This window comes from Streptomyces sp. NPDC019531 (assembly GCF_044903305.1).
Taxonomy (GTDB): domain Bacteria; phylum Actinomycetota; class Actinomycetes; order Streptomycetales; family Streptomycetaceae; genus Streptomyces.
This window is the reverse complement of the sequence record NZ_JBJDQL010000006.1, coordinates 149394-172592: the sequence shown is the minus strand read 5'-3', so window position 1 is coordinate 172592 and position 23199 is coordinate 149394. Positions and strand designations below refer to the sequence as shown.

Annotated in this window: 15 protein-coding genes; 9 read left to right on the top strand and 6 right to left on the bottom strand. The window is 71.2% G+C overall.

Translation table 11 applies throughout. The features are described from left to right. Window positions 1-64: 64 nt before the first annotated feature. The 3 genes from ACI2L1_RS10235 to ACI2L1_RS10225 are packed head-to-tail and all read left to right on the top strand — an operon-like array spanning window position 65 to window position 4262. Window positions 65-1504: an FGGY family carbohydrate kinase gene (locus tag ACI2L1_RS10235; protein WP_404738866.1), complete on the top strand. Its 1440-nt coding sequence runs from the start codon at window positions 65-67 to the stop codon at window positions 1502-1504. Continuing rightward, window positions 1501-3012 carry an FAD-dependent oxidoreductase gene (locus tag ACI2L1_RS10230; protein ID WP_404738865.1) on the top strand — a complete coding sequence of 504 codons (1512 nt, stop codon included), beginning with the start codon at window positions 1501-1503 and terminating at the stop codon, window positions 3010-3012. Before ACI2L1_RS10235 ends, ACI2L1_RS10230 begins: the two co-directional genes overlap by 4 nt. Continuing rightward, on the top strand, window positions 3009-4262 hold the full coding sequence (locus tag ACI2L1_RS10225; protein WP_404738864.1) for an NAD(P)/FAD-dependent oxidoreductase: 1254 nt from the start codon (window positions 3009-3011) through the stop codon (window positions 4260-4262). Before ACI2L1_RS10230 ends, ACI2L1_RS10225 begins: the two co-directional genes overlap by 4 nt. A gap of 34 nt (window positions 4263-4296) precedes the next feature. On the opposite strand, the gene ACI2L1_RS10220 is transcribed toward ACI2L1_RS10225, so the two are convergent. Continuing rightward, on the bottom strand, window positions 4297-5271 hold the full coding sequence (locus ACI2L1_RS10220) for a YbhN family protein (RefSeq protein ID WP_404739012.1): 975 nt from the start codon (window positions 5269-5271) through the stop codon (window positions 4297-4299). A 150-nt stretch (window positions 5272-5421) separates the two neighbouring features. Between ACI2L1_RS10220 and ACI2L1_RS10215 the strand changes: the two genes are divergently transcribed. Next, complete coding sequence (locus tag ACI2L1_RS10215) at window positions 5422-7311, top strand: ABC transporter ATP-binding protein (RefSeq protein ID WP_404739011.1); 1890 nt, start codon at window positions 5422-5424, stop codon at window positions 7309-7311. A gap of 52 nt (window positions 7312-7363) precedes the next feature. Here ACI2L1_RS10215 and ACI2L1_RS10210 read toward each other — a convergent pair whose 3' ends face one another. Further along, window positions 7364-8017 carry a DUF1326 domain-containing protein gene (locus ACI2L1_RS10210; protein ID WP_404738863.1) on the bottom strand — a complete coding sequence of 218 codons (654 nt, stop codon included), beginning with the start codon at window positions 8015-8017 and terminating at the stop codon, window positions 7364-7366. A gap of 255 nt (window positions 8018-8272) precedes the next feature. On the opposite strand from ACI2L1_RS10210, the gene ACI2L1_RS10205 reads away from it, so the two are divergent. Continuing rightward, on the top strand, window positions 8273-8896 hold the full coding sequence (locus ACI2L1_RS10205) for a DUF1326 domain-containing protein (RefSeq protein WP_404738862.1): 624 nt from the start codon (window positions 8273-8275) through the stop codon (window positions 8894-8896). 201 nt (window positions 8897-9097) lie between these two features. On the opposite strand, the gene ACI2L1_RS10200 is transcribed toward ACI2L1_RS10205, so the two are convergent. Then, window positions 9098-9934 (bottom strand): DUF2182 domain-containing protein, encoded by an 837-nt coding sequence (locus tag ACI2L1_RS10200; protein WP_404738861.1) that lies wholly within the window; start codon window positions 9932-9934, stop codon window positions 9098-9100. A gap of 172 nt (window positions 9935-10106) precedes the next feature. Next, complete coding sequence (locus ACI2L1_RS10195) at window positions 10107-10841, bottom strand: DUF899 domain-containing protein (protein WP_404738860.1); 735 nt, start codon at window positions 10839-10841, stop codon at window positions 10107-10109. Between the two features lie 386 nt (window positions 10842-11227). Here ACI2L1_RS10195 and ACI2L1_RS10190 point away from each other — a divergent pair, with 386 nt between their 5' ends. Further along, window positions 11228-11716, top strand: coding sequence for a GNAT family N-acetyltransferase (locus ACI2L1_RS10190; protein ID WP_404738859.1), 489 nt, complete (start codon window positions 11228-11230; stop codon window positions 11714-11716). A gap of 67 nt (window positions 11717-11783) precedes the next feature. On the opposite strand, the gene ACI2L1_RS10185 is transcribed toward ACI2L1_RS10190, so the two are convergent. Beyond that, window positions 11784-12998, bottom strand: coding sequence for a serine hydrolase domain-containing protein (locus ACI2L1_RS10185; protein ID WP_404738858.1), 1215 nt, complete (start codon window positions 12996-12998; stop codon window positions 11784-11786). Window positions 12999-13067: 69 nt separating this feature from the next. Here ACI2L1_RS10185 and ACI2L1_RS10180 point away from each other — a divergent pair, with 69 nt between their 5' ends. Beyond that, a complete protein-coding gene (locus tag ACI2L1_RS10180) occupies window positions 13068-13217 on the top strand; it encodes a hypothetical protein (RefSeq protein ID WP_404738857.1) in 150 nt (49 codons plus the stop codon). Between the two features lie 14 nt (window positions 13218-13231). Here ACI2L1_RS10180 and ACI2L1_RS10175 read toward each other — a convergent pair whose 3' ends face one another. Continuing rightward, window positions 13232-14929 (bottom strand): RNA polymerase sigma factor RpoD/SigA, encoded by a 1698-nt coding sequence (locus ACI2L1_RS10175; RefSeq protein ID WP_404738856.1) that lies wholly within the window; start codon window positions 14927-14929, stop codon window positions 13232-13234. A 201-nt stretch (window positions 14930-15130) separates the two neighbouring features. Between ACI2L1_RS10175 and ACI2L1_RS10170 the strand changes: the two genes are divergently transcribed. Together ACI2L1_RS10170 and ACI2L1_RS10165 are read left to right on the top strand one after the other, a co-directional pair. Then, a complete protein-coding gene (locus ACI2L1_RS10170; RefSeq protein WP_404738855.1) occupies window positions 15131-18196 on the top strand; it encodes a hypothetical protein in 3066 nt (1021 codons plus the stop codon). A 158-nt stretch (window positions 18197-18354) separates the two neighbouring features. Next, entirely contained in the window at window positions 18355-23049 is a 4695-nt protein-coding gene (locus ACI2L1_RS10165; protein WP_404738854.1) for a DEAD/DEAH box helicase, read from the top strand. Window positions 23050-23199 lie beyond the last annotated feature (150 nt).

The following is a 23199-nucleotide window of genomic DNA, read 5'->3' as shown; positions in this document are numbered from 1 at the left end:
GGTGTCGGGTTGTGATCACTCGGGGACGGGTGGTCGGGGAGGTGTGTTCTCGGGGAGGGGTGTGATGACCGGTCCGGTGCTCGCCGTCGACCAGGGCACGTCCGGCACCAAGGCTTTGATGATCTGTCCCGAACGCGGTGTCATCGGCACCGGTTTCGCCGAGGTGCGCCCCCGCCATCTGCCCGGCGGACTCGTCGAGGTCGACCCCGCGGAGCTGTACGACTCGGTGATCGAGGCGGGTTCGCGTGCGCTGGCGGAGGCGGGTGAACCCGTGACCGCGCTGGGCCTCGCCAACCAGGGCGAGACGGTGCTCGCATGGGACCCGACGACGGGCAGGCCACTCACCGACGCGCTCGTCTGGCAGGACCGCCGGGCGGAGAGTGTGTGCGCCGAACTCTCCGCACACGCTGATGAGTTACGGGACCTGACGGGCCTCCCGCTGGACCCCTACTTCGCCGCGCCCAAGATGGCGTGGATACGGCGTCACCTCACCCGCGAGGGGGTCGTCACCACCAGCGACGCCTGGCTGGTCCACCGGCTCACCGGCGCGTTCGTCACGGACGCCGCCACGGCCGGACGCACCCAGCTCCTCGACCTCGACCGCGCACAGTGGTCGGCCCGCGCCCTCGACCTGTACGGACTCGCGGACGAGCAGCTCCCGGAAGTCGTCGACAACGCCCAACAGGTCGGTGTGACACGGGAGTTCGGTGCGGAGATCCCGCTCACCGGTCTGGCCGTCGACCAGCAGGCAGCCCTCCTCGCCCAGCGGATCACCACACCCGGCGGCGCCAAGTGCACCTACGGCACCGGCGCGTTCCTGCTCGCGCACACCGGGTCCGAGCCCCGGCGCGGCGATGCGGGTCTGGTCAGCTGTGTGGCCTGGCGGCTCGGCGGGCGGACCAGTTACTGCCTGGACGGCCAGGTGTACACGGCCGCGTCCGCCGTGCGCTGGCTCACCGACCTGGGTGTCATCGGGGGCGCGGCCGACCTCGACGCCGTGGGGAGTGCCGTGCCCGACAGTGGCGGGGTCACCTTCGTCCCGGCCCTTGCCGGACTCGCGGCCCCCTGGTGGCGCGGCGACCTGCGCGGCTCCCTCACCGGGCTAGGCCTCGACACCGGTCCCGGGCACCTGGTGCGCGCCCTGTGCGAGGGGCTCGCGGCACAGGTTGTCGAGCTCGCCGAGGCCGCCGCGACGGACCTCGGCTCCCCTCTCGACGCCCTTCGCGTCGACGGCGGCCTCACCCGCTCCACCCTCCTCATGCAGACCCAGGCCGACCTGCTGCAACGCCCCGTGGAGGTGTCGGCACTGCCGGACGCGACGGCACTGGGCGCGGGCGTACTCGCCCGCCTGGGCTCGGAACCCGACCTGGCCGTGGCCGACGCCTTGCCGGACTGGAAACCGGCCGCGGTGTACGAGCCGAGGGTGCCGGCAGGGGAGGCGGCGGAGCGGTTGGCCGGGTTCCGGCGAGCGGTCGCGACGTTGCTCGACGGAGCCGCCGGATGAAGCCCGGAGTCGGGTCGCGCCCCATCGGGGCGCGGGGCCCTGCTGAATGTGCGGCTACCGCCGCGTGGGCGGGACCAGCCACAACGGGGCCGCAGACGAAACAAGGCACGGTCACCCGTGAGGCTCCGCTTCCTTCATCGCCGTACGACATCACGATCGTCGGCGCCGGAGTGGTCGGCAGCGCGACGGCCAGGGCCCTCGCCCACCACCCCCACCTGCGCGTCGCCCTCGTGGAAGCACAGGACGACATAGGCCAGGGCAGCTCTAAGGCCAACACGGCGATCCTGCACACCGGTTTCGACGCCACTCCCGGCTCCCTGGAAGCCCGCCTGGTCCGCGAGGGCTCACGGCTGCTGGCCGCCTACGCGGCAGAGTCCGGCATCCCCGTCGAACCCGTCGGCGCTCTCCTGGTCGCCTGGGACGAGGAACAACTCACCACGCTGCCCCGCCTCGTGGAGAAGGCCGAGCGCAACGACCACCCGGACACCCACCTGATCGGCCCGGAAGAGCTCTACGCCCGCGAACCCCACCTCGGCCCCGGCGCCCTGGGCGCCCTGCACGTGCCAGGCGAGAGCATCATCTGCCCCTGGACGACCACCCTGGCGTACGCCACCCAGGCCGTCCGGCACGGAGTGGATCTCCACCTCAACTCACCGGTCCAGCAGGCGCGTTACGAGGACGGCACCCACCACCTGACGACCCCGAGGGGCACCCTCCGCACTCGCTGGCTCGTCAACGCCGCCGGCCTGCACGCCGACACCCTCGACCGGGCCCTGGGCCATGACGACTTCACCGTCACCCCGCGCCGCGGCCAGCTCCTCGTCTTCGACAAGTTCGCCCGCGACCTCGTACGGCACATCCTTCTCCCCGTCCCCACGGCACTCGGCAAGGGCGTCCTCGTCGCCCCCACGGTGTACGGCAACGTCCTGCTCGGCCCGACCGCCGAGGACCTGGACGACAAGCGCGCCACCCTCTCGACCGCCGACGGACTGCGCCTGCTCCGCGACACGGGCCGCCGTATCCTGCCCGGTCTGCTCGACGAGGAGGTCACCGCCGTCTACGCGGGCCTGCGCGCCGCCACCGAGCACGAGGACTACCGCATCGTCGCCCACCCGGAGCAGGCGTATGTCACCGTGGGCGGCATCCGCTCGACCGGTCTGACCGCCTCGCTCGCCATCGCCGCGTACGTGACGGAACTGCTCACCGACGCGGGGCTGAAGCTCGGGCCCTCCGAGGGGCTGGAACCGGTCCGCATGCCCAACCTCGGCGAGGCCTTCCCGCGCCCCTACCAGCGGCCCGAACTCATCGCCGCCGACCCCGAGTACGGCACCCTCGTGTGCCACTGCGAGCGCGTGACCCGGGGTGAGATCCGCGACGCCCTCACCGCCACGATCCCGCCGTCCGGGCTCGACGGACTGCGCCGCCGGACCCGTGCTCGGGCGGGGCGGTGCCAGGGGTTCTCTTGCGGGGCGGCGGTACGGGCGCTGTTCGAGGGGGCTCGGTCGTGAGCGCCGTACGCGCGGTCGATGTCCTGGTCGTCGGTGCCGGCCCCGCCGGACTGGCCGTCGCTGCCCGACTCGCCGCCGCCGGAGTGCCCCGGGTCGAGGTGCTGGACCGGGAACAGCAGGCCGGGGGAGTGCCACGGCACTGCGCCCACGGCGGCTACGGCACCTGGCCGCACCCCCTGACCGGACCCGCCTACGCCCGACTCCTCGTCACCGCGGCGCAGCGCACAGGAGGAGCCGTACGCACCGGAGTGACCGCCCTCGACTGGGCCGGCCCGTTGACGCTGGAGACGGTCGGCCCTCGCGGCCCGGAGACCATCGGGGCACGGGCGGTCGTCCTGGCCACCGGCGCCCGCGAACGCCCGCGCTCCGCTCGGCTGGTACCCGGCACCCGCCCGGCCGGCGTCTACACCACGGGCGAACTCCAGCAGGCCGTGCACCTGTACGGGCAACGCATCGGCGAGCGTGCGGTGGTGGTCGGCGCGGAGGGCGTCTCCTACGCTGCCGCCGCCACCGTACGGGCAGCGGGGGCAATGGTCGTCGCGATGGTCACCGACCTGCCCCGCCCGCAGGTCCCACCCGCGCGCGCCGCCAACGCCCGCCTACGTCAGGGCATTCCACTCCTCACCGACACCACGGTCACCGAACTCCTCGGACACGGACGCCTGTCGGGGGTGCAGGTACGTCACCGCGACGGCAGAACGGTCGTACTGCCCTGCGACACCGTCGTGTTCACCGGTGACTTCGTGCCGGACCATGAACTGGCCCGGCGCGGCGGACTGACCCTCGACGCGGGCACGCGCGGCCCGGCCGTCGACGGTTCGCTGCACACCTCACGGCCCGGAGTGTTCGCCGTGGGAAGCGTGCTGCACCCCGTGGAGAACGCGGCGACCGCGGTACGGGAGGGCGCGCACGTGGCCGGCGCCGTCCTGGAGTCGCTCGCGGGAGCCGAAAGGCCCGACAGCGTCCCCCTGTTGGCCGACCCGCCCTTGCGCTGGATCGCCCCGAACCGTGTCACTCCCGCTGACCGGCTGCCGTACGTCCTGCGCACCACGGCCGTGTCGGCCCGCCCGCTGCTGCACGTCACCCAGGACGGCCGCACCCTGCACCGCGAGCGCCTGAGAACGACGGCGGTCCCGAACCGGACCGTCACCCTGACCGCACGCTGGACTCACCAGGTCGACCCCAAGGGGGGTCCGGTACGCGTGGGTCTCACGGGATTCTTCGAGGACGGCGAACCGGCGCCGTGGTGAGCGAGCGCCACCGAGGCACGCCGCCGGCCGGCCGTCAGATCACCTTCAGCCGCACCAGCGCGCCCAGCGTCAGCGCCCCGGGCACCAGCGGCACCCAGACAGTGATGATCCGGTAGGCGAGCACCACCGCCGTGGCCACCGCCACCGGACCGCCGGCCGCCACCAGCGCGACCACCAGGGCCGCCTCCACCGAGCCGACCCCGCCCGGGGTGGGCACCAGCGCCACCGCGCAGGTCGCCGCGAGGTACGCGAGAGCCATGTGCACGGGCGGCACCGGCAGGCCCAGCGCCTGCCCCACCGCGGCCAGCCCGGCCGCCTGCAGCGCGGGGAAGGCCAGCGAACCGCCCCACAGGGCGAGGGCCCGGGACGGGCGGCTGTGCACCGAGCGGGCCTCGCCCAGCGCGGTCCGCAGGAAGGAGCCCACGGCCGTCCGCACCCGGCGGACGCACACGAGCACGCCCAAGGCCACCACCAGCACCGCGCCCAGGCCCAGCAGCAGCGGACCGGCGGACGCGGCGGGCAGCAGCGTGCCGATCCGCAGGGCGTCCGGGAAGGCGACGAAGAGCGCGGCCAGCAGGGCGAGCCGTCCGATCGACTCCGCCAGCAGATAGAGGGCGAGCGCGGCCGAGGAGCGGGCGAGCGGAACCCCGCACACGGTCATGAAGCGCAGGTTCACCGCGCCCGCTCCGAGGCCCGTCGGCAGCAGATGGTTGGCCGCGCCCGCCGCGAACTGCGTGGCCAGCAGTCGCCGCCGGGGCAACCGCTGCACCACGGCGCCCTGCCGGGTGAAGGAGGCGGCCACCCAGGTCAGACAGGTGGCACCGGCCGCGGCCAGCAGCCACGGCCACTCGGCATGCCGAAGATGCCCGAAGCCCTCGACGAGCACGGACCGGTGCCGCACCGCGACCACGGTGACCAGCAGGAGCGGGACCAGACACAGGATCTGGCGGATACGGCGGACGGGGAGGCGCTGGGGAGGGCGTCCCTGGGGGAGTTCTACCGCTGTCACATCGGGAGAGGCTTTCCGTGCCGCGCCAACGGCGGGTTGCGGGAGCGGGACCAGGGTCTTACGTACGGTCATCGAGTCCTTCGGTCAGGTGGTAGGAGTCCGGGCATTGACCTCAATAACGCTTGAGGTCGTACGTTCTCTCCCATGAGCATGGAGACCACAGCTTGGACACAGCTGCACAGTGTCATGAACGCCGAGCAGGAGCGCCGCCCGTTCGCCCGCGCGACGCTGCGCCGCATCGGTGCGTTCGCCCGCCCGCACCGTACCCGTATCACCCGTTTCGTCGTACTCGGGGTGGCGACCGCGCTGCTCGCCGTCGCCACGCCCGTACTGGCCGGACACATCGTCGACGCGATCGTGTCGGGCGACGACGAGAGCAGGGTCGTACGCCTGGCCCTGCTCATCGCCCTCATCGCGGTCGCCGAGGCGGCGCTCGGGATCTACGCCAGGCGTCTGTCGGCCATGCTCGGGGAAGGCCTCATCCTCGATCTGCGCAAGGCTGTGTTCGATCATGTGCAGCGCATGCCGGTCGCGTTCTTCACACGCACTCGTACGGGAGCACTGGTCTCCCGTCTCAACAACGACGTCATCGGCGCCCAGCGCGCCTTCAGCAACACCCTGTCCGGCGTGGTCAGCAACCTGGTCACCCTGCTGCTGACCCTTGTGGTGATGCTCACCCTCTCCTGGCAGATCACCCTGCTCGCGCTCGCGCTGCTCCCGGTCTTCGTGATCCCGGCCCGGCGCATGGGCAGCCGGATGGCGAGGATGCAGCGGGAGGCGGCCACCCTGAACGCGGCCATGGGCACCCGGATGACCGAACGCTTCTCCGCGCCCGGCGCCACCCTGGTCAAGCTCTTCGGCCGGCCCGAGCAGGAGTCCGAGGAGTTCACGGCCCGGGCCCGCCGCGTGGCGGACATCGGTGTACGGACCGCCACCGCCCAGTCGGTGTTCATCACCGCCCTGACCCTCGTCTCAGCCCTGGCGCTCGCCCTGGTCTACGGCCTCGGCGGCTGGTTCGCCCTGCGCGGCACCCTGGAACCCGGCGCCGTGGTCTCCCTGGCCCTCCTCCTGACCCGCATGTACGCCCCGCTCACCGCGCTGGCCGGAGCCCGTGTCGAGGTGATGAGCGCGCTGGTCAGCTTCGAGCGGGTCTTCGAGGTACTCGACCTGAAACCGCTGATCGCGGAGAAGCCGGACGCCCGCGAGGTCCCCGAAGGGCCGGTCGTCGTCGAGTTCTCGGACGTCCGCTTCGGCTACCCCTCCGCCGACAAGGTCTCCCTGGCCTCCCTGGAGGAGGTCGCCTCCCTCGACACCCGCGGCGGCGCCGAGGTCCTGCACGGCGTCTCCTTCCGCGCCGAACCCGGCCAGACCGTCGCGCTCGTCGGCTCCTCCGGTGCGGGCAAGTCGACCGTCGCGCAACTGCTGCCGCGCCTCTACGACGTCGACGAGGGTGCCATCCGCATCGGCGGCGTCGACGTACGCGACCTGACCGCCGGCTCCCTGCGGGCGACCCTCGGCATGGTCACCCAGGACGGCCACCTCTTCCACGACACGGTCCGTGCGAACCTGCTGCTGGCCCGCCCGGAGGCGACCGAGGCAGACCTGTGGGACGCCCTGCGCCGAGCCCGCCTCGACGACCTCGTCCGCTCGCTGCCCGACGGCCTCGACACGGTGGTCGGCGAGCGCGGCTACCGCCTGTCCGGCGGCGAACGCCAGCGCATGACCATCGCCCGCCTCCTCCTCGCCCGTCAGCGCGTCGTCATCCTCGACGAGGCCACCGCCCACCTGGACAACACGTCGGAGGCCGCAGTCCAGGAGGCCCTCACCGAGGCCCTGGACGGCAGGACGGCCATCGTGATCGCCCACCGGCTCTCCACGGTCCGCACGGCCGACCTGATCCTGGTGGTCGAGGCCGGACGGATCGTGGAACGGGGCACACACGAGGAACTGCTCGCGCTCGACGGACGGTACGCGGAGCTGTACCGGACCCAGTTCGCGTCGCGCGACGGCTCGGACGAGGAGATCGAGGCGGCGGCGTAGACCTCCGTGCTGCGGTGCAGACAGGGAGCCACGAGCTGCCCACCGGTCCGGACTAGGTCGGGCCGGTCCAGTCGAACGTGATGTGCTTGCTGGACTGGCCTTCCCGGTTCCAGCGGAATCCGAAGGCATCGGCCCGGTCGGCCGTGGAGCGGCCCCAGGTGGCGAGTTGGCCCGGTCCTGTCTCGGAACCCGGAAGGTTGGTGCTCTGGACGCGCGCGCCCTCGGGCGTCGTCGGCCCGGTGAGAGCCTCGGCGCTCGCCTCGACCCGGTCGGGCACCCTCGCCCGCCAGGACGCGAGGTCTTCGTCGACCTCCACCTCGATGGGTGCGAACTCCATGCCCCGCATCTCCGGGCCGAACATCGACACCATCTCCGCGGGCCAGCTGCCCGCCTGCCCGCCGAAGATCATCTGCAGTGCCTGTCGCTGCTGGTGATCGGCGTGCTCGTCGATGAACACGGCGCCGTACGCGTCGGAGTGCTCGGCCCACACGTTGCCGACGAAGGACGCCAGCATCAGTACGTTGAGGTCGTCCAGAGTGACATCGCCGTAGGTCCCGGCGCGAATGTGCCACACCAGGACGCCCTCGCAGTCGCCGTATGTCGGTGGCTGGGCGAACGAGCACGGGCAGGGGACGTTGCACTTGCACGTGTCGAACCAGTCCCCGGAGACGTGCCATCTCGGGACCGTCGCTGTCGTCTCCGTCATGTCGGTACCTCCTCGCGGAGTACCCCTGCCTCCATCCTGCACCGCCGTGCCGGGTCCGGGCCAGGCCCCGGCCATTACTCGACAGGGAGGCAACTCCTGACGATCTCCTTGTCCGCGGCGGCGAAGCAGGGAAACGGGCATGGTCGCGGGTTCTGTTTTGGCATGAAATGCCGTTTACATGGCAATTTGGCCGGAGTTAACGTGAAGGTACGGATGACGCTCACCGCCATCACCATCCGACAAGCGGGAGCAACTATGTCGTGGACGATATCCGGCACATATGTCGCCGGTTGCTCATGTGCGGTGCTGTGCAGTTGCCCGTACGACGGTCAGCCGCGGGACGCCAAGGGCGGCACCGAGTGCCTGGGTACTGCCGTGTTCCACGTGGCGGACGGGAATCTGGACGACCTGGACCTGTCCGACGTGGACTTCGCGTTCTACAACCACTTCCCGTCCAACCTGTCCTCCGGCAACTGGAAGGTCGGGCTGGTCGTGGACAGTGCGGCCAGCGACCGGCAGGCCGATGCCCTGGAGCGGATCCTTTCCGGTCGGGAAGGCGGGCCGTTCGGCGAACTCTCGCAGTTCTACGGCGAGTATCTGGGTATGGAACGGGCGAGTGTCTCCCTCTCGGACGCAGAGACGCCCGGGCTCGTGGTCGAGGGCCGCACCGAGCTTGCGTACGAGCCGCTGACCGGGCCCGACGGGAGCTCGACGAAGATCAGGAACGCCGCGTTCGGGTTCGCACCCGAGTTCGAGGTCGGCAGGACCTCGGGGCGTTCCGATGCCTTCGGGCTCAGTTACGAGGCGTCGTACGGCGAGACGGCCGACTACGTCTTCAGCAGCGAGGAGGCCGAGGCCACAGTCCACGGGCGTGCATGAGCGCTGGTGAAGCGCCGGGATGGCCGGCGACGTTGTTCTCCGGCACTTCCCTGCCGACCCGCACCTCCCTGTCGAGGTGCATGCCGATCGCGGTCTTCGTGAGCCATTTGCTCTCGCTCGTCCACCAGGACGCGGTGATCGCGTCCGGGGTGATGAGGTCGTGACCCGGATGCGGGTGCTGTTCAACTACGCGGTGCCGAGTCACATGCCGCCCATGGAGGGCATTGAGCTCTGCAGGCCCGGCAGGAGCCAGTCCTGGAACAGCGCCAGCACGGCCAGGACGAGGAAGCCGACGCCCACCGCCCGGGCGAGCAGCGGGCCCCAGGACCACAGCTTCTCCATGAAGATCACTACGGCCAGCCCGGCCATCGCTGCCACGTTCATCACGCCCAGCGGGACCAGGACGACCATCAGTCCGGCGCAGCAGCCGACGCAGTAGGCGCCGTGATGGACTCCCACCCGCAGGTCTCGGGCCGGCCGGGGGAAGCCGGCGTAGTGCACGAGGTGGCTCAGCGGGTTGCGGCAGTGGCGCAGGCACACGTTCTTGAGCGGACCGAGCTGATACAGGCCCGCCAGCAGAAAGGCGGTGAAGCCGATCCAGCGCCCCGCGGTCGGGTGGTCGTCCACCAGGTCGCCGGTGAGTGCCAGGGCCGCGTAGGCGAGCAGCCCGAAGGCCGTCCAGGTGAGCAGATAGCCGCCGACGAACTCGGCGGTGCGTACGGCCCGGGTCCAGCCCGAGGACTGGCGGCCGATCCCGCGTACCCAGGTGATGGCGACCGGTGCCATGGACGGCAGCATCATGGCCGCCATCATCGTCACCCACAGCAGCAGGAACAGGGGCAGGGCCATCCCCATCGTGCCGGGCTCGACGCCCATGTCCCGGGCCTGCCCGATCGTGAGCACCCACGCGGGCGCCGCGATCAGGACGACCAGGAACCACGCGGCCGCGAGGTCTTTGGTCGGCAGCAACGCCCCGCCACCTCCGGTCGGCGCGGTCGGCCGAGTGGGGGCGAACACGGAGTTCCGGATGTCACGCATGAGCGTTCTCCTGAGAGCCACTTCCAGGGAAACACGCCCTCGTCTCCTGCGCGATGTCAGTGCGGGAAGAGCAGATGACGCGGTCTGGCTGGGGTGTCCGCTCAGAGCAGGCCACGACAGTGCGGCCGTCGGCTACGACCCGTGGCTGGAGCAGGACGTGTCAAGCCTTGCCTCAGTTCTTGCCGTACTCGTCGTGGCGGCGCAGCCAGTGCGTCTCCTCGCCCTCCTCGTGGCGGCCCCTGGGCGCTCGGTCGAGGAGACCGTAGTAGGCCATGGCGGGTTCGAGGCCACGCGCGGTGGTGACGTACGTCCGGTGGACGGAGCCGTCCGAGAGCGCGTAGGCGCTCAGCCCGGGCCCCTCGGTGACGTACCCGAGCACGTCCGTACCGCACGCCTGCGCCATCTGACTCACGGTCGCCGGGATCTCGCCGTCGAGGAACGGCCTCAGCTCCTCCTCGGTGTGCAGGAAGCCGAGGTCGCGGTGGAAGTCGCTGCCGACGGTGGAGACCCAGTCGAAGCTCCAGCCCATCCGCCCCCGGTAGGCGACCAGCTTGTCGAGCGGCGCCCGCGAGGAGCAGATCAACGTCACGTCGCGGGCCTTGAGATGGACCGCGCTGGGATCGAGGGTGTCTGCGATCGAGGAGCACACCGGACAGCCGGCCTCGTACGGTGGGCCGAACATGAAGTGGTAGACGAGCAGTTGGGAACGCCCGTCGAAGAGGTCCGCGAGGGACCTGGTTCCGTCCTCGGTCTCGAAGCGGTATTCCTTCCCGACCGGTACCCAGGGAAGCTCCCTGCGCTTGCGCGCGAGCTCGTCGCTGCGCCGGGTGAGTTCCTTCTCCTGCGCGAGCAGTTCCTCTCGGGCTGCCTCGAATTCCTTCTGTGTGCCGACCCTGTGCTCGGGCATTGCCTTTCCCTCCTGTGGGGGAGCAGAACACCGCATTGCGTCGGGCGGTCGTCCGCCGCGGCTGTCAGCAGTGCCCGCGACGGCGTACCCGTCCGGCCATACGTCCACCGTACGCGCGCGGCGGCAGGCCCCGCCTCCGGCCGCAGCGCGCGAACGATCCGGTCGCCGAGCGTTTCCGCAGACCGGAGCCGGCGGTGCCACCGCCCGCGATCCGGGCGACGCAGTGGTGCGCGCCTTCGTGGTGTGGACGGACTGGCCAAGGCCCCGACCGCGGACCTTGCTTCGGTTGCGCTCGCACGAGTGGTCCCCGGGAGCGGTGCGGGAACGCCTGCCCGAGCAGCCGACCCGCCGCAGGGAGGTACTCCACGGTGCGAAATACTCTCCCGATGAGTTCACGCACTTCTCCGATCAGCCAGCCGATCACGATACGGAGGGCAGTCGCGCGGGATGCCAAACGGCTCACGCGGCTCGTGCGTGGCTCAGGCGCCTACGAGGGCAAGTACGCAGCCGCTGTGGCGGGCTACCGGGTCGGTCCTGATTACATCGAAGCCCACCGCGCCTTCGTAGCCGTCGGCGCCGATGAGCATGGAGGCCGGGTCATCGGGTTCTACTCGCTCGTCCTCGCTCCACCGGAGCTCGACCTGCTGTTCGTCGCCGACGAAGCGCAAGGACGTGGTATTGGACGGCTGCTCGTCGCGCACATGCAGTCCGAGGCCCGTGTCGCCGGGCTCGACCGCGTCAAGGTCGTGTCGCATCTTCCCGCCGAGGACTTCTACCACCGCGTCGGTGCAGTGCGGACCGGTACCGCGCTCGCGAACCCGCCCGCCGTGCCGTGGGACCGTCCCGAATTCGAGTTTCCCATTCCTCCGGAATGACGCGGTGCGCCGGTGACGGTGAATCTTCAGGTCGCCGCCGCGCCCGACACCCGCCGCTATCGCGTCCTCAGCCGCATCGCGCCCGTGCCGTATCCGCGCGAGCAAGGGCCGCCTGGGAAAGCGCCGTCTCGATGGCGGCCTGGATGTCGTCGCTCTGCGCGTCCGAGCTGCCCGGACCGAGGTTCACCATGACCGTGGCCTGCCTGCCGTCGACCTTGGCGCCGGCGGCCGTCTCGTATCCGAGGAAGTCGCCGGTGTGTCCCCAGTAGAGGCCGCCGCCGGGCAGCGGCATGCTCTCCAGGCCGAGGCCGTACGCGCGGCCGTCCGAGCTGCCGGTCGGGCGGGTCGTCATCATCTCCTTGAGCTGGGCCGGGGGCAGCAGCTTGCCGCCGATGAGCGCGCCCAGGAACCGGTTGACGTCGGTGCCGCTGGAGATGATCCCGCCGGCTGTGCCGCCGGCCGTGGGGTTGATCGCGGTGATGTCCATGAGCGGCGCGTCCGGGCCCGCCTGCGCGTATCCGCGCGGGTGCGGTCCGGGGATCGCCGGGTCGTCGCCCGGGAAGGACGTCCCGCGCAGGTCCAGCGGCTCGATGATGCGCCGCTGCAGTTCCTCACCGTACGAGCGGCCGGTCACCCTCTCGATGATCATGCCGGCCAGCACGTAGCCGGTGTTGGAGTACTTCCAGTCGGTGCCCGGCTTGAACGTCGGAGGATGGGCGAGCGCCAGCTTCACGAAATCACGGGGGTCGTGGTGGGCCATCGGGTCCTGGACGAAATCCTGCGGCTTGAGGTAGGCGAGGAAGTCGGGCAGGCCGCTCGTGTGCTGGAGGATCTGCCGCACAGTGATCTTGCGCCCGTCATTGCCGTGGCCGCGGACGACGCCGGGCAGGTAGCGCTCCACCGGCGCGTCGAGGTCGACCCGCTGCTCCCCGACCAGCTGCAGCATCACCGTCGCCGTGAACGTCTTGGTCATGCTGCCGATCCGGAACCTGCTGTCGCGGTGCACCGGCGCGCGGCTCTCGACGTCCGCGACACCGCTCGTCAGCACCGTGCTGCGGTGCTGTTCCCGCACCTCGGCCAGTGCTCCGGGCGCGCCGTCGACCGTGGTCAGCCGGTGCAGCAAGGCGCGCAGCCGCGCGTCGTCGGCGTGGTGCGTGGATTCCCCGGCGGTGGACTCCGCGGCGGGGGCCGCGGTGGCAGTGGCCGGCAGTACGCTGCCCACGACACCCATCGCCACGGCCAGTGTGAGTGCGCCGCCCAGCGCGCGCTTGTAATTGATCACCGTTGCACGTCCTTGGCCGTCCGGGCTGTCAACTGCCCTCCACGATGCCCGCGGCGGTGCGCCGAAGCGATGGGGCGCTCATCCGGATCGGTGGTGGGGTTGACCCCCGAGCCGAGTCTGCAGACCGCCGTGGTGGTCTGGGGCGTCGTAGGTGTCCGGGCCCGGGAAGCGCTGTACGTGTCGTACAACGGGCGGCCCGGCGAGTTCCTGTCGGGGTGAGGCAACGACGTGGTTCAGTCGGCGATGCCGTAGATCTGGTGGGAACCCGTGAGGTGAAGCCGGGGAGCGGCCGCGATCTGGTGCCCCCCGTCGACAACCCGAACCCAGTCGTCCTCGATCAGGACAGTGACTGTCTTCCTGCACCACGCTGCACTGACGTGGATCGTCTGGTGGCCGACCACGATGATCCCGGGTGGGTACACCTTCCTGCGTACACGCCCAACGGCGGACGGCGGTGCGACCACGGGACTGGTGGCGCGGATCTGGTTCTCGACCATCTGTCCGCGCAGCTTCGTCACGGCCTTGGACTCGATCTGCCGTATCCGTTCCCGGGTGACACCCAGGTCCCAGCCGATGGCATCGAGGGTCAGCTCGGGCCCGCCGTCGAGCCCGTGCCGAAGGGTCATCACGAGGTGTTCCCGTTCGGTGAGGCAGTCGAGTAGCGCATGAACCTCTTCCGGTGACATGTCCCTGTAGTGGGCGTCGGGTTCGGCCCAGTGCGGTCCCTGGACGCCACGGTCCGCCTCCTCGTGCAGAGCGTCGTCACCGATCGCCTCGGTCAACTCCTCGAACGGGACGGTGTGGCGCACCTGAGACAGAAGGTCGGATGCCTTGTCCAGCGGTACCCCCGCGCGGGCGGCTACGGCTGGGAGTGCATCGGCAGGCGTGTCGTGGCCCAGTTCCTGCGCGCTCTTGTTCAGTGCAGCCAACGTGTCGTGGGCGTACACCGGAAGCCGGACTGTGCGGCTCTGGTCTGCTATGGCCCGCTGGATCGCCTGACGAATCCAGTTCACGGCGTAGGTAGAGAACTTGAAGCCCTTGCGGTGGTCGAACATCTCGACCGCGTGGACCATTCCTGCGTTGCCCTCCTGGATCAGATCCATGAGGTCCAGCCCAGGCCCGCTGTATCTGACGGCGAAGCTCACCACCAGTCGGAGGTTCGAGTGGGCGAACTCCGTGAAGGCCCTTTCGCCGAGCAGGGCGAGCTGTTCAAGCTCGCGGCGGAGTTTCGGGGCGATCTTCCGGCCGGCCTCGTCCAGTTTCTCGCGCGCCAGCAGTCCCGCCTCAATGGCTTGGGCCAGTTCCGCCTCCTGCTCCCGGGAAAGAAGCGGGTACTTGCCGATCACCTTGCGGTAGTACTTCAGCGAGTTGAACTCGGGCCGGCCCGCGGGGGATTCCTCGAACGCCGCCTCAGCGGAGTCGGAGACATCGCGGGGCGGTGGCTTCGGAGCCGGGACGGACGGGGTCCCTACGGACGACGCCGAGAACGAGGTGACCGAGACAGACGGCGCCATGACGGCTGATGCCGAGTCAGGGCGTAGCCCTTCTATGGTCAGCGCGGCCAGGTCCAGCCGGCTGTCCGGGCCCAGCTCGATGGTGAACGCGGGCCCCGGCGCCTTCTGGGCGGGGATGGCGGGAAGCTGGGTGGCGGCGGCAGGCGCCTCGCCCGGAGTCCTTGCGGGCGTGAGACGGTCCGGACTCGACGGTGCCACGGGGCCGCCGGCCGGCACGCCGAACGAGGCTGCCACGTTGGCGGGGAGGGTGACGCCCTCCCGCACGACCCGACTGAGCGCTTCGACGAGCACGGCCTTGTCCACGCCGACCAGCAGTCGCCGCAAGGCCACCGGAGTCAGGACGCGCTCCGGACCTGCCGCCGCCAGAAGTTCCGCGTGCAACGCGGCCGGCGTCCCGGCCTCGACATCCGTCGTCATGGATGAGCCCCCCTGTGCTGAACCGCTGCGCAACCAGCCCTCTCGTATGGGAGCACACGCCACTGACAACGTGTCACACCCACTGGTTGCATCCCCTTTCGCCCGCGGAGTCCCTGTGGTCCCGGCGTGAAGGAATGGTAAAAAGGTAAACATCAGCCGGTCTGTACGGCAAGGAAGTACAGACCGGGCGGGGAGGGAAACATGCTGGTGGATCCGGCGCGGTTGCTGGACGACTGCGAGCGGGCGTGGCGCGAGGCGGGGGAACCGGCGGGTGACGGCGGACCGGAGTCCGTCGTCCGGCGGACCACACTCGTCATGGAGGCGCTGGTGGCCCACGTGCTGCTTGCCGACCGGTCAAGTCTGCCGCAGGACATGGTGTTCGCCCGCTGGCCCGCCTGCACGGTCCACGCCGTGGCACTGGGGGAGCAGGGCGAGTCCCTCCGCCTTGGACAACTGTTGTCCGAGGCACGGGCCCGTATCGTCGCGGCCCGTCCGGACCTGGGCCGCCCTCGCACCGACCTGAACGCACCAGCGACCGAAGCGCGTTGGGCCGAGGCCGCGACCGACTCGCGCTGGATCACGGCCGCACAGGAGGCGGCCCGCTCGCTCGGCTGGACCTGGCACCCGCCGGTCGCCGCCAACCTGGCGCACACCCCTCCGCGCGACCCCGCGACCTGGACCGCGACAACTCCTCCGGAACTCCGCCTCGGGCCCGGCGCAGGCAGCGTCGTGCTGACCCTGCCCGGCCGCCGGGCGGCAGCAGCACCGGACTGGCAACTGGCCGCCGACGGCGAGTCATTCACCGTGTCCCCGCCGCACTGGGTCCTGCCCGGTCCCGTCCGGCGCGTCGAGGCCACCGACCCGGCCGGAACGACCCATGCGTCGGCCGTCGTCGACCCCCACACCGTCCTGCTGGCCTTCGCCGCAGACGGCCACCGGCTCCCGCTGGACGAGCCACTGCCCGTAGCCGAGATCCACCTCCTGCACGTAGGCACCCTGGAGACGGAGGGCGCGCAGGTCGCGGCCGTCGAGCTGCCCACCCCGTACGGCTGGACCGGCTGGACCCTCAGCAAGGTGTCCCTGGCAGGCGTGACTCGCCTGCGTACCTCCCAGGCGGCCCCGGACAGCTGGCTGGACGTGGCCGCGGGACGGTCGTTCGGCTGGGAGGGCGGCGCGGCGCTGCCCTGGCTCACCGGCGAGGACGGAGCACCGGTATGGCACCGGCCGCCCGCGCTCCGGCTCCGGCGCCGACCGGGCGAGACACTGCCCTGGCAGGTCGAGGTGCGCCGCCCCGGCCACGAGGAACCACTGGCCTGCCTGACCGGCGCGCCCGGCGCCCTTCTCGAACCCTGGCAGCACGTACCCGGCCCGCTGCTCGGCCCGTACGAACTCCTCGTCCACCGCCCCGGCCGACAGCGGGGCCGTTGGCGGCTCACCGCCTTCCTCGTCGAGGGCGTCGAAGCCACGCCCTCCGCCGAATGGCGCCTGCTCGCCCCGTACGGCGGACTCGCGCCCGCGCGGCTCGACCTCCGCACCACCGGGCAGGTCACCGCCTCCGAGAGCACGGTCCGGTTCGCCCGGTACGAGATCGCCAGAGGACTCGTACTGCGCGACGGAACAAGCGAGTTCCAGGTCCAGGCGTTCGTCCCGCACTCCGAAGTCCGCCTGGAGGTCGACGGCCGGCCCCTCTCCTGGTCCGTCCGGCCGCTCGACATCGACGCGGCCGACTTGGCGCGGGACAGCGCCCTGACCGTACGCCTGCCGGAACAGGCCGTGGCCGTGACCCCCGAACTGGCGCTGGTCGTCGGGGGCACGACGACCCTGCACACCCTGCGGCCGGAACGCCGCACCCGGACCCGCAAGGGCGACCTCCGCTATGCCCTCGCCGCGCTGACGGACACCGTTCGCGACTGCGCCAAGGCCGAGTTGCGGCTGCTCGTCGCGGGGCAGAGCGTCCATGTCGGAACCGTCCGCACCCAGCCCATTGCGGAAGACGTCGTACCGGACGGCACCGGACTGCTGTTGCGGGGACTTCGCCATCCCGGCGAACTGACCGCGCGGCTCCACACGGTCCTCGCCCCGTGGCAGCAGCCGCTGACCGTGCCGGTCGACGACAGCGGACGTATCCCACTGCCCGCCGCCTGGCGGTCGGCCGGGCCACTCGTCGTGAGCCTGCGCGCGGGAACCCCCGCGTCCGGCCCCGCACCCGCCTGGCCCCGCCTGCGCGACCGCGACACCCTGGTGCTGCGCCACTCCCTCTGGACCTCGCCGATCACCGACGACACCGCCGCAGCCGGGACCACGCAGTATCTGGGCGGACGCGGAATGCTGCCCCGAGGCACCGATGCCATCCCCTACCAGTGGATCGTGGCCGCCCGAGGCCGGGACCTGCAGACATGCGGAGCGAAGGAGACGGCACCCGCCGAGTGCCTGCGCGCCCTGGGGGAGGCCGGACCCGATGCCCTCGTGGGAGCGGCCGACTCCGCTCTGCGGTCCGGCGAGCTCGCCTCCGCGCTGGTGGGCAGCGGCCTGGCCGCCCTGCGCGTACGGGAGGTGGCGGACCCGGCCGCCGTACGCCCCGTCTGGCGGCGTGCTCCACTGTGCGCGCTGCTGCTCACGGCACCGCTGCTGCCGTACCTGTCCGACGACCCGTCCTACGGCATCGACGAGTTGTACCCGGAGGAGGCAGAACTCCTTCACGAGGTGGGGCAGTTCCTGGGCGACGCCGGTGCCGTACTTCTGGCCGGCCGCGACGACCCGAGCCGCACGGTCGGCCGGTTCGACACCCACGCCCGAGCTCTGGACCAACTCCCCGACATCCAGCAGCAGGCCGTGTGGCGGACCGCGCGGGTCGTACCGCGCGGTCTCCTGGACACCGACACCCGGGCCGAAGCCGCCTGGCAGACGTTCCGCGACCGGCGCACCCTCCAGTCCTACGCCGTGCGCGAGGAGTGCGGCGAGTGGCTGGAGGCGGTCGCGTTCTATCTCGACGACGGACACCAAATCCTGGCGCGGGCGTTCCGCGACCGCGAACCCGGCCCTCTGCACGGCCCCGAAGAGGCCTGGATGCGGGTGCCCCAGTTCTCCCTCGGGTGCGCGCTGATCGCCCGGCTGGCCGCTGCGGGAGACACACGGGCCGCCAAACTGGAGGGAGGACTGCGGCCGTTGTGGACGTCCATCGCCGCCCACGCGCCCGACCTCACCGCCGTCGACCTCGCCCTCGCGGAATGCCTGGTCATCGCAGAGACCGTGCAGGCCACCGGCTGAGCCCGGCCGGAGACAGCCACCCCGGCCTGCTCGGATCAAGCCGTTCCGGCCGACGCGGACCGAGCAGCCCCACCGGCTTTCCGCCGCCGCTCCGCGACAGTCCACCCGCCAGCGCGCCCCGCCCCCCGTCCCACCGACCGCCGCCCCGGAGCCAGCCGTTGCACAGCCTCGACCCCCTTGACACGTCCGTACTGATCAGCGACACCTACCGCCGCTACCTGCGGTCCCTGCTGCCGCTGCGCGAACCCCGCCTCGCCGAGGCCCTCGCCCACGCCATCGACACGAGCCCCCTGCTCACCAAGGGCCCGCTGCTGGAGGCCACCCCCGCCTACGCGCCGGGCGCCACGCTCGACGAGCTCATCGGCGAAGGCGTACTGGATCCGGCGTTCCGGCAGCTGACAGGCCCCGCCCTGCCGGCCGACCGCCCCCTGTACCGACACCAGGAGCAGGCACTGCGCAAGGCCGTGGCCGGACGCAACCTCGTCGTCGCCACCGGCACCGGATCGGGCAAGACCGAGAGCTTCCTGCTGCCCATCCTCAACGAGCTCGCTGCCGAGCACGCCCGCGGCACCCTCGGCCCCGGCATCCGTGCCTTGTTGCTGTACCCGATGAACGCCCTGGCCAACGATCAGATGAAGCGGCTGCGCCGACTGCTGAACGCGGCGCCCCACATCACGTTCGGCCGCTACACCGGCGACACGAGGGACGATCCGCGTCGCGCAGCCGACACCTTCGAACAGCTCAACCCCGGCGAGCCGCGCCTGCCGAACGAACTGCTCAGCCGCCGCGAGATGCGCGCCACTCCGCCCCACATCCTCCTCACCAACTACGCCATGCTGGAGTACCTGCTGCTCCGCCCCCAGGACATGGACCTCTTCGAGGGGGACCACGCGGGCGGCTGGAGGTTCGTCGTCGTCGACGAGGCGCACGTCTACGACGGGGCACGCGGCGCCGAACTGGCCATGCTGCTGCGCCGGCTGAAGGACCGGGTGAGCCAGGGACGCGAAATCCAGGCCATCGCCACGAGCGCCACCGTAGGCGCGGAGGAGAACCCCGCCGCCGTCACCGCCTTCGCCCAGGCCCTCTTCGACGTCCCCTTCCACTGGGACGCCGACGACCAGGCCGGACAGGACCTTGTCACGGCGACCCGGGTGGGCACACCCGACGGCCCGCACTGGGGGCCACTGCCGACCATCGAGTACCTGCGCCTGGCCGCCATGGCCGACCCCGGCCCCGACATCGTGTCGGCCGCGCGCATGCGGGGACTGGCCACCACCACCCCTGCAGCGGCCCTCGCCGCCGAAGCAGGGACCGCCGCCCTGCGCCGAGCCCTCTCCGAAGGGCCCCGTCCCGTCCGCGAGATCGCGCAGACCGTCTTCCCGGGCGACCCGGTGGGACCCGCCGCCGTCACCGCGCTCATCCAGCTCGCCAGCCGGCTGACCGACACCGACGGCGCACCTGTACTGTCCGCCCGCTACCACCTGTTCGCACGCGCCACCGAAGGCGCCTTCACCTGCCTCGACCCGGCCGGCCCCCATCTCGACCTGGCGCGCCACGAGAGCTGCGCACACTGCGCACGTCCCTCCTTCGAACTGGGCGCCTGCCGCCGCTGCGGTGCCGTCCACCTGCACGGCAGCCTTGACGGGCCGGGTGCACGACCCCGTTTCGTGCACCGCAAGTCCCCCGCCAAGCCCCACACCTGGCTGCTCCTGGACGGCGACGACTCGGGCGCGGGCGTGGACGAGGACGACGAAATCCTCGGCGAGAGCACCAAGGGCGGTCTCAGCGAACGCCGGCTGTGCACCCGCTGCGCGGCCGTGTACCCCGCCGGGACGGCGGCCTGCACGGCGCACGCATGCCAGGGAGGCGAGCTGCGCCGCGTCCACCAGCTCGACACCCACGACGGAACCCCGGCCTCCTGTCTGGCCTGCGGTGCTCGCGGCCACGGCATGATCCGCCTCTTCGAGACCGGCAACGAGGCCGCGGCCTCGGTCCTCGGCACCGCCCTCTACCAGGCGCTGCCCCCGGCGACCGAAGGCCCCGCCGCCGCACTGCCCGGACAGGGCCGCAAACTCCTGTTCTTCAGCGACAGCCGGCAGGCCGCGGCGTACTTCGCCCCCTACCTCGAGGACTCCTACACCCGCATCCAGCACCGGCGCCTGATGACGCAGGCCGCTCTGAAGGGCTGCCCCGACCCTGACGAACCGCTGCACATCGACGATCTCGTGGCCCACACGGTCCGCGCGGCCGACCGAGCCGGAGTCTTCCGCCGCAATGACTCCCGGCAGGCCAAGCAGCGCGAGGCAGCCCTGTGGGTCATGCAGGAAGTGCTCAGCCTCGACGACCGCCAGTCACTCGAAGGCGTCGGCCTGCTCCGTGTCAACCTCGACCGTGAGCCCTTCTGGCAGCCGCCCGCTGTCCTGACTTCTCTCGGCCTGACGGACGACGAAGCCTGGCGGCTGGTGCAGGAACTGCTGCGCACCGTGCGCAACCAGGGCGCCCTCACCATGCCCGAGGAGGTGGACGCGGGCGACGAGGCGTTCGCCCCGCGCCGCGGACCCGTCTGGGTCCGATCCAAGGGCTCCGACGGCGCGCGGAAGGTGATCAGCTGGCTGCCCAGCGCGGCAGGCGTCTCCAACCGCCGCGTCGACTACCTGGAGCGGGTGCTCGACGCGCTCGGCCACCCGGGCGACCGGCGAGCCGCCGCGCTGGAGACACTGAGCCGCCTGTGGACCGACCTCACCACCGGATACCTCGTCGACTGGCTACCGGGGGAGAGCCAGTCCGGCATCGGAGTGGTCCGCCGACTCGACCACGCCTGGCTGCGCCTGCGGCCCGTAACAGCGGACAGCGAACCGCTCTACGCCTGTGAACGCTGCCGCCGCGTCGTCGCCGTGTCCGTACGGGGAATCTGCCCCACGCTGCGTTGCACGGGCCGCCTGGAGGAGTACAAGCCGACCAACGAGTCGGACGGCCACCTCCGCCGTCTCTACCTCTCCTTCGACCCGGTCCCGCTGAAGGCCCAGGAACACACGGCGCAGTGGACCGGTGAGAAGGCCGCGGAGATCCAGGGCGAGTTCGTCCGCGGCCAGGTCAACGCCCTTTCCTGTTCCACCACGTTCGAACTTGGCGTCGATGTCGGCGAGTTGCAGGCCGTCGTTCTGCGCAACATGCCGCCCTCCACCGCCAACTATGTGCAGCGCGCCGGACGCGCGGGGCGGCGCTCGGACTCCGCCGCCCTCGTCCTCACCTATGCCCAGCGACGTCCCCACGACCTCGCGCGGTACGCGGAACCCCAGCGGATGATCGCCGGGGAGGTCCGAGCCCCGATCGTCCCCGTCGACAACGTCCGCATCGACCGCCGCCACGCCCACTCCATCGCCCTCGCCGCCTTCTTCCGCGCCATGAAGGAGGAACGGGGCCGCATCTGGCGGACGGCGGGCGAGTTCTTCCTGCCCGACGACACCACCGGCGAGATCGCCGCCCACACAGTGCACGACTGGCTGACGCCCGTTCCGGACAGCGTCACCGACTCGCTGCGCCAGGTACTCCCCGAGAACGTCCAGGACGAGATCGGCGTGGAATCCGACGCCTGGGTCGGCGAACTGGACCGTCTGCTGCGGGCCGCGCAGCAGATCCTCGACCAGGACGTCACCGCCTACACCGAACGCCGTGACCAGGCGGCCAACGACCGCAAATACCGGTTGGCCGACATGTACCAGAAGGTCATCAACACACTGACCAAACGCGACCTGCTCGGTGTCCTCGCCAACCGCAACGTACTGCCCAAGTACGGATTCCCCGTCGACACCGTCGAACTACGCATCCCGCAGGACGGCGGCGCCGTCGCCGGCCAGCTCGAACTCACCCGCGATCTGAGCGCCGCCGTCCACGAGTACGCGCCGGGTGCCGAGATCGTGGCCGGCGGTCGGCTCTGGGCCTCCGCCGGCGTCTACCGCCTGCCCGATCGCGAGTTGGTGAGCCGTCACTACACCGTGTGCGGCACCTGCGGGCGCTACGCGGAGGCCACCGAGCCCGTGGATCCCACCTGCACCGCCTGCGGCACGGTGTCCATCACCGCGCCGCGCCGCTACATCGAGCCCGTGTACGGCTTCGTCGCCGCACGCGGGCCCCAGCGCCGACCAGGACAGAGCCCGCCGCGCCGGTCCTGGTACGGCGATGTCCACATGTCCACCGCCACCGCCGATGTGCAGGACGGGGTGACGGCTTTCACCTCCGGCCACACCACGGCCTGGTCGGCGGGGGCACGGGGCGAGATGGTCGTCGTCTCGGAAGGGCCGGGCGGCGCCGGCTACGAGATCTGCGACTGGTGCGGCTGGGGCCAGCCGCACGCTCGGGCGGGCAACCGGCGCGCGGGCCACCCGCATCTGCTGAAGGACACCCAGTGCACCGGTCCCCTGAGGGTCGTCTCCCTTGCGCACCGCTACCAGACTGACTTCCTCCAGATCCACCTCGACCCGTTCACCGCCCTCTCGGCAACGCAGGAACGCCTCCGTTCCGGCGTCTACGCTCTGTTGGAGGGCTCGGCCACCCTTCTGGAGATCAGCCGTGACGACATCGACGGCACGGTCCATACGGGAACCGACGGGATGCCCTCGCTGCTGTTCTTCGACACCACGCCGGGCGGCGCGGGAAACGTGATCCGGATCGGAGAGCGTCTCGCACCGGTTGTCGAAGCCGCGCTCGCCCGCGTGGACGCCTGCGAGTGCGGCCCGGAGAGCAGCTGCTACGCATGCCTGCGAACCTTCCGCAACGAGCGCTTTCATGAGCTGTTGAGCCGCCGTGAGGCCGTCGCGCTACTCGATGCCCTGGCAGGCAGGATCACCGGGTGAAGGCAGCCGGAATGCAATGTCCAGCAGGCGTCACCCTCTGCCCACGTCACGGCATACCCACGTGACGGGGCTCTCAGTGTGCTCCGGAGTGCCGTTCCTTAACCTGGTTCCGCCTGCGGCCCTCATGGGCAGAGCGAATGCTCTGGGATG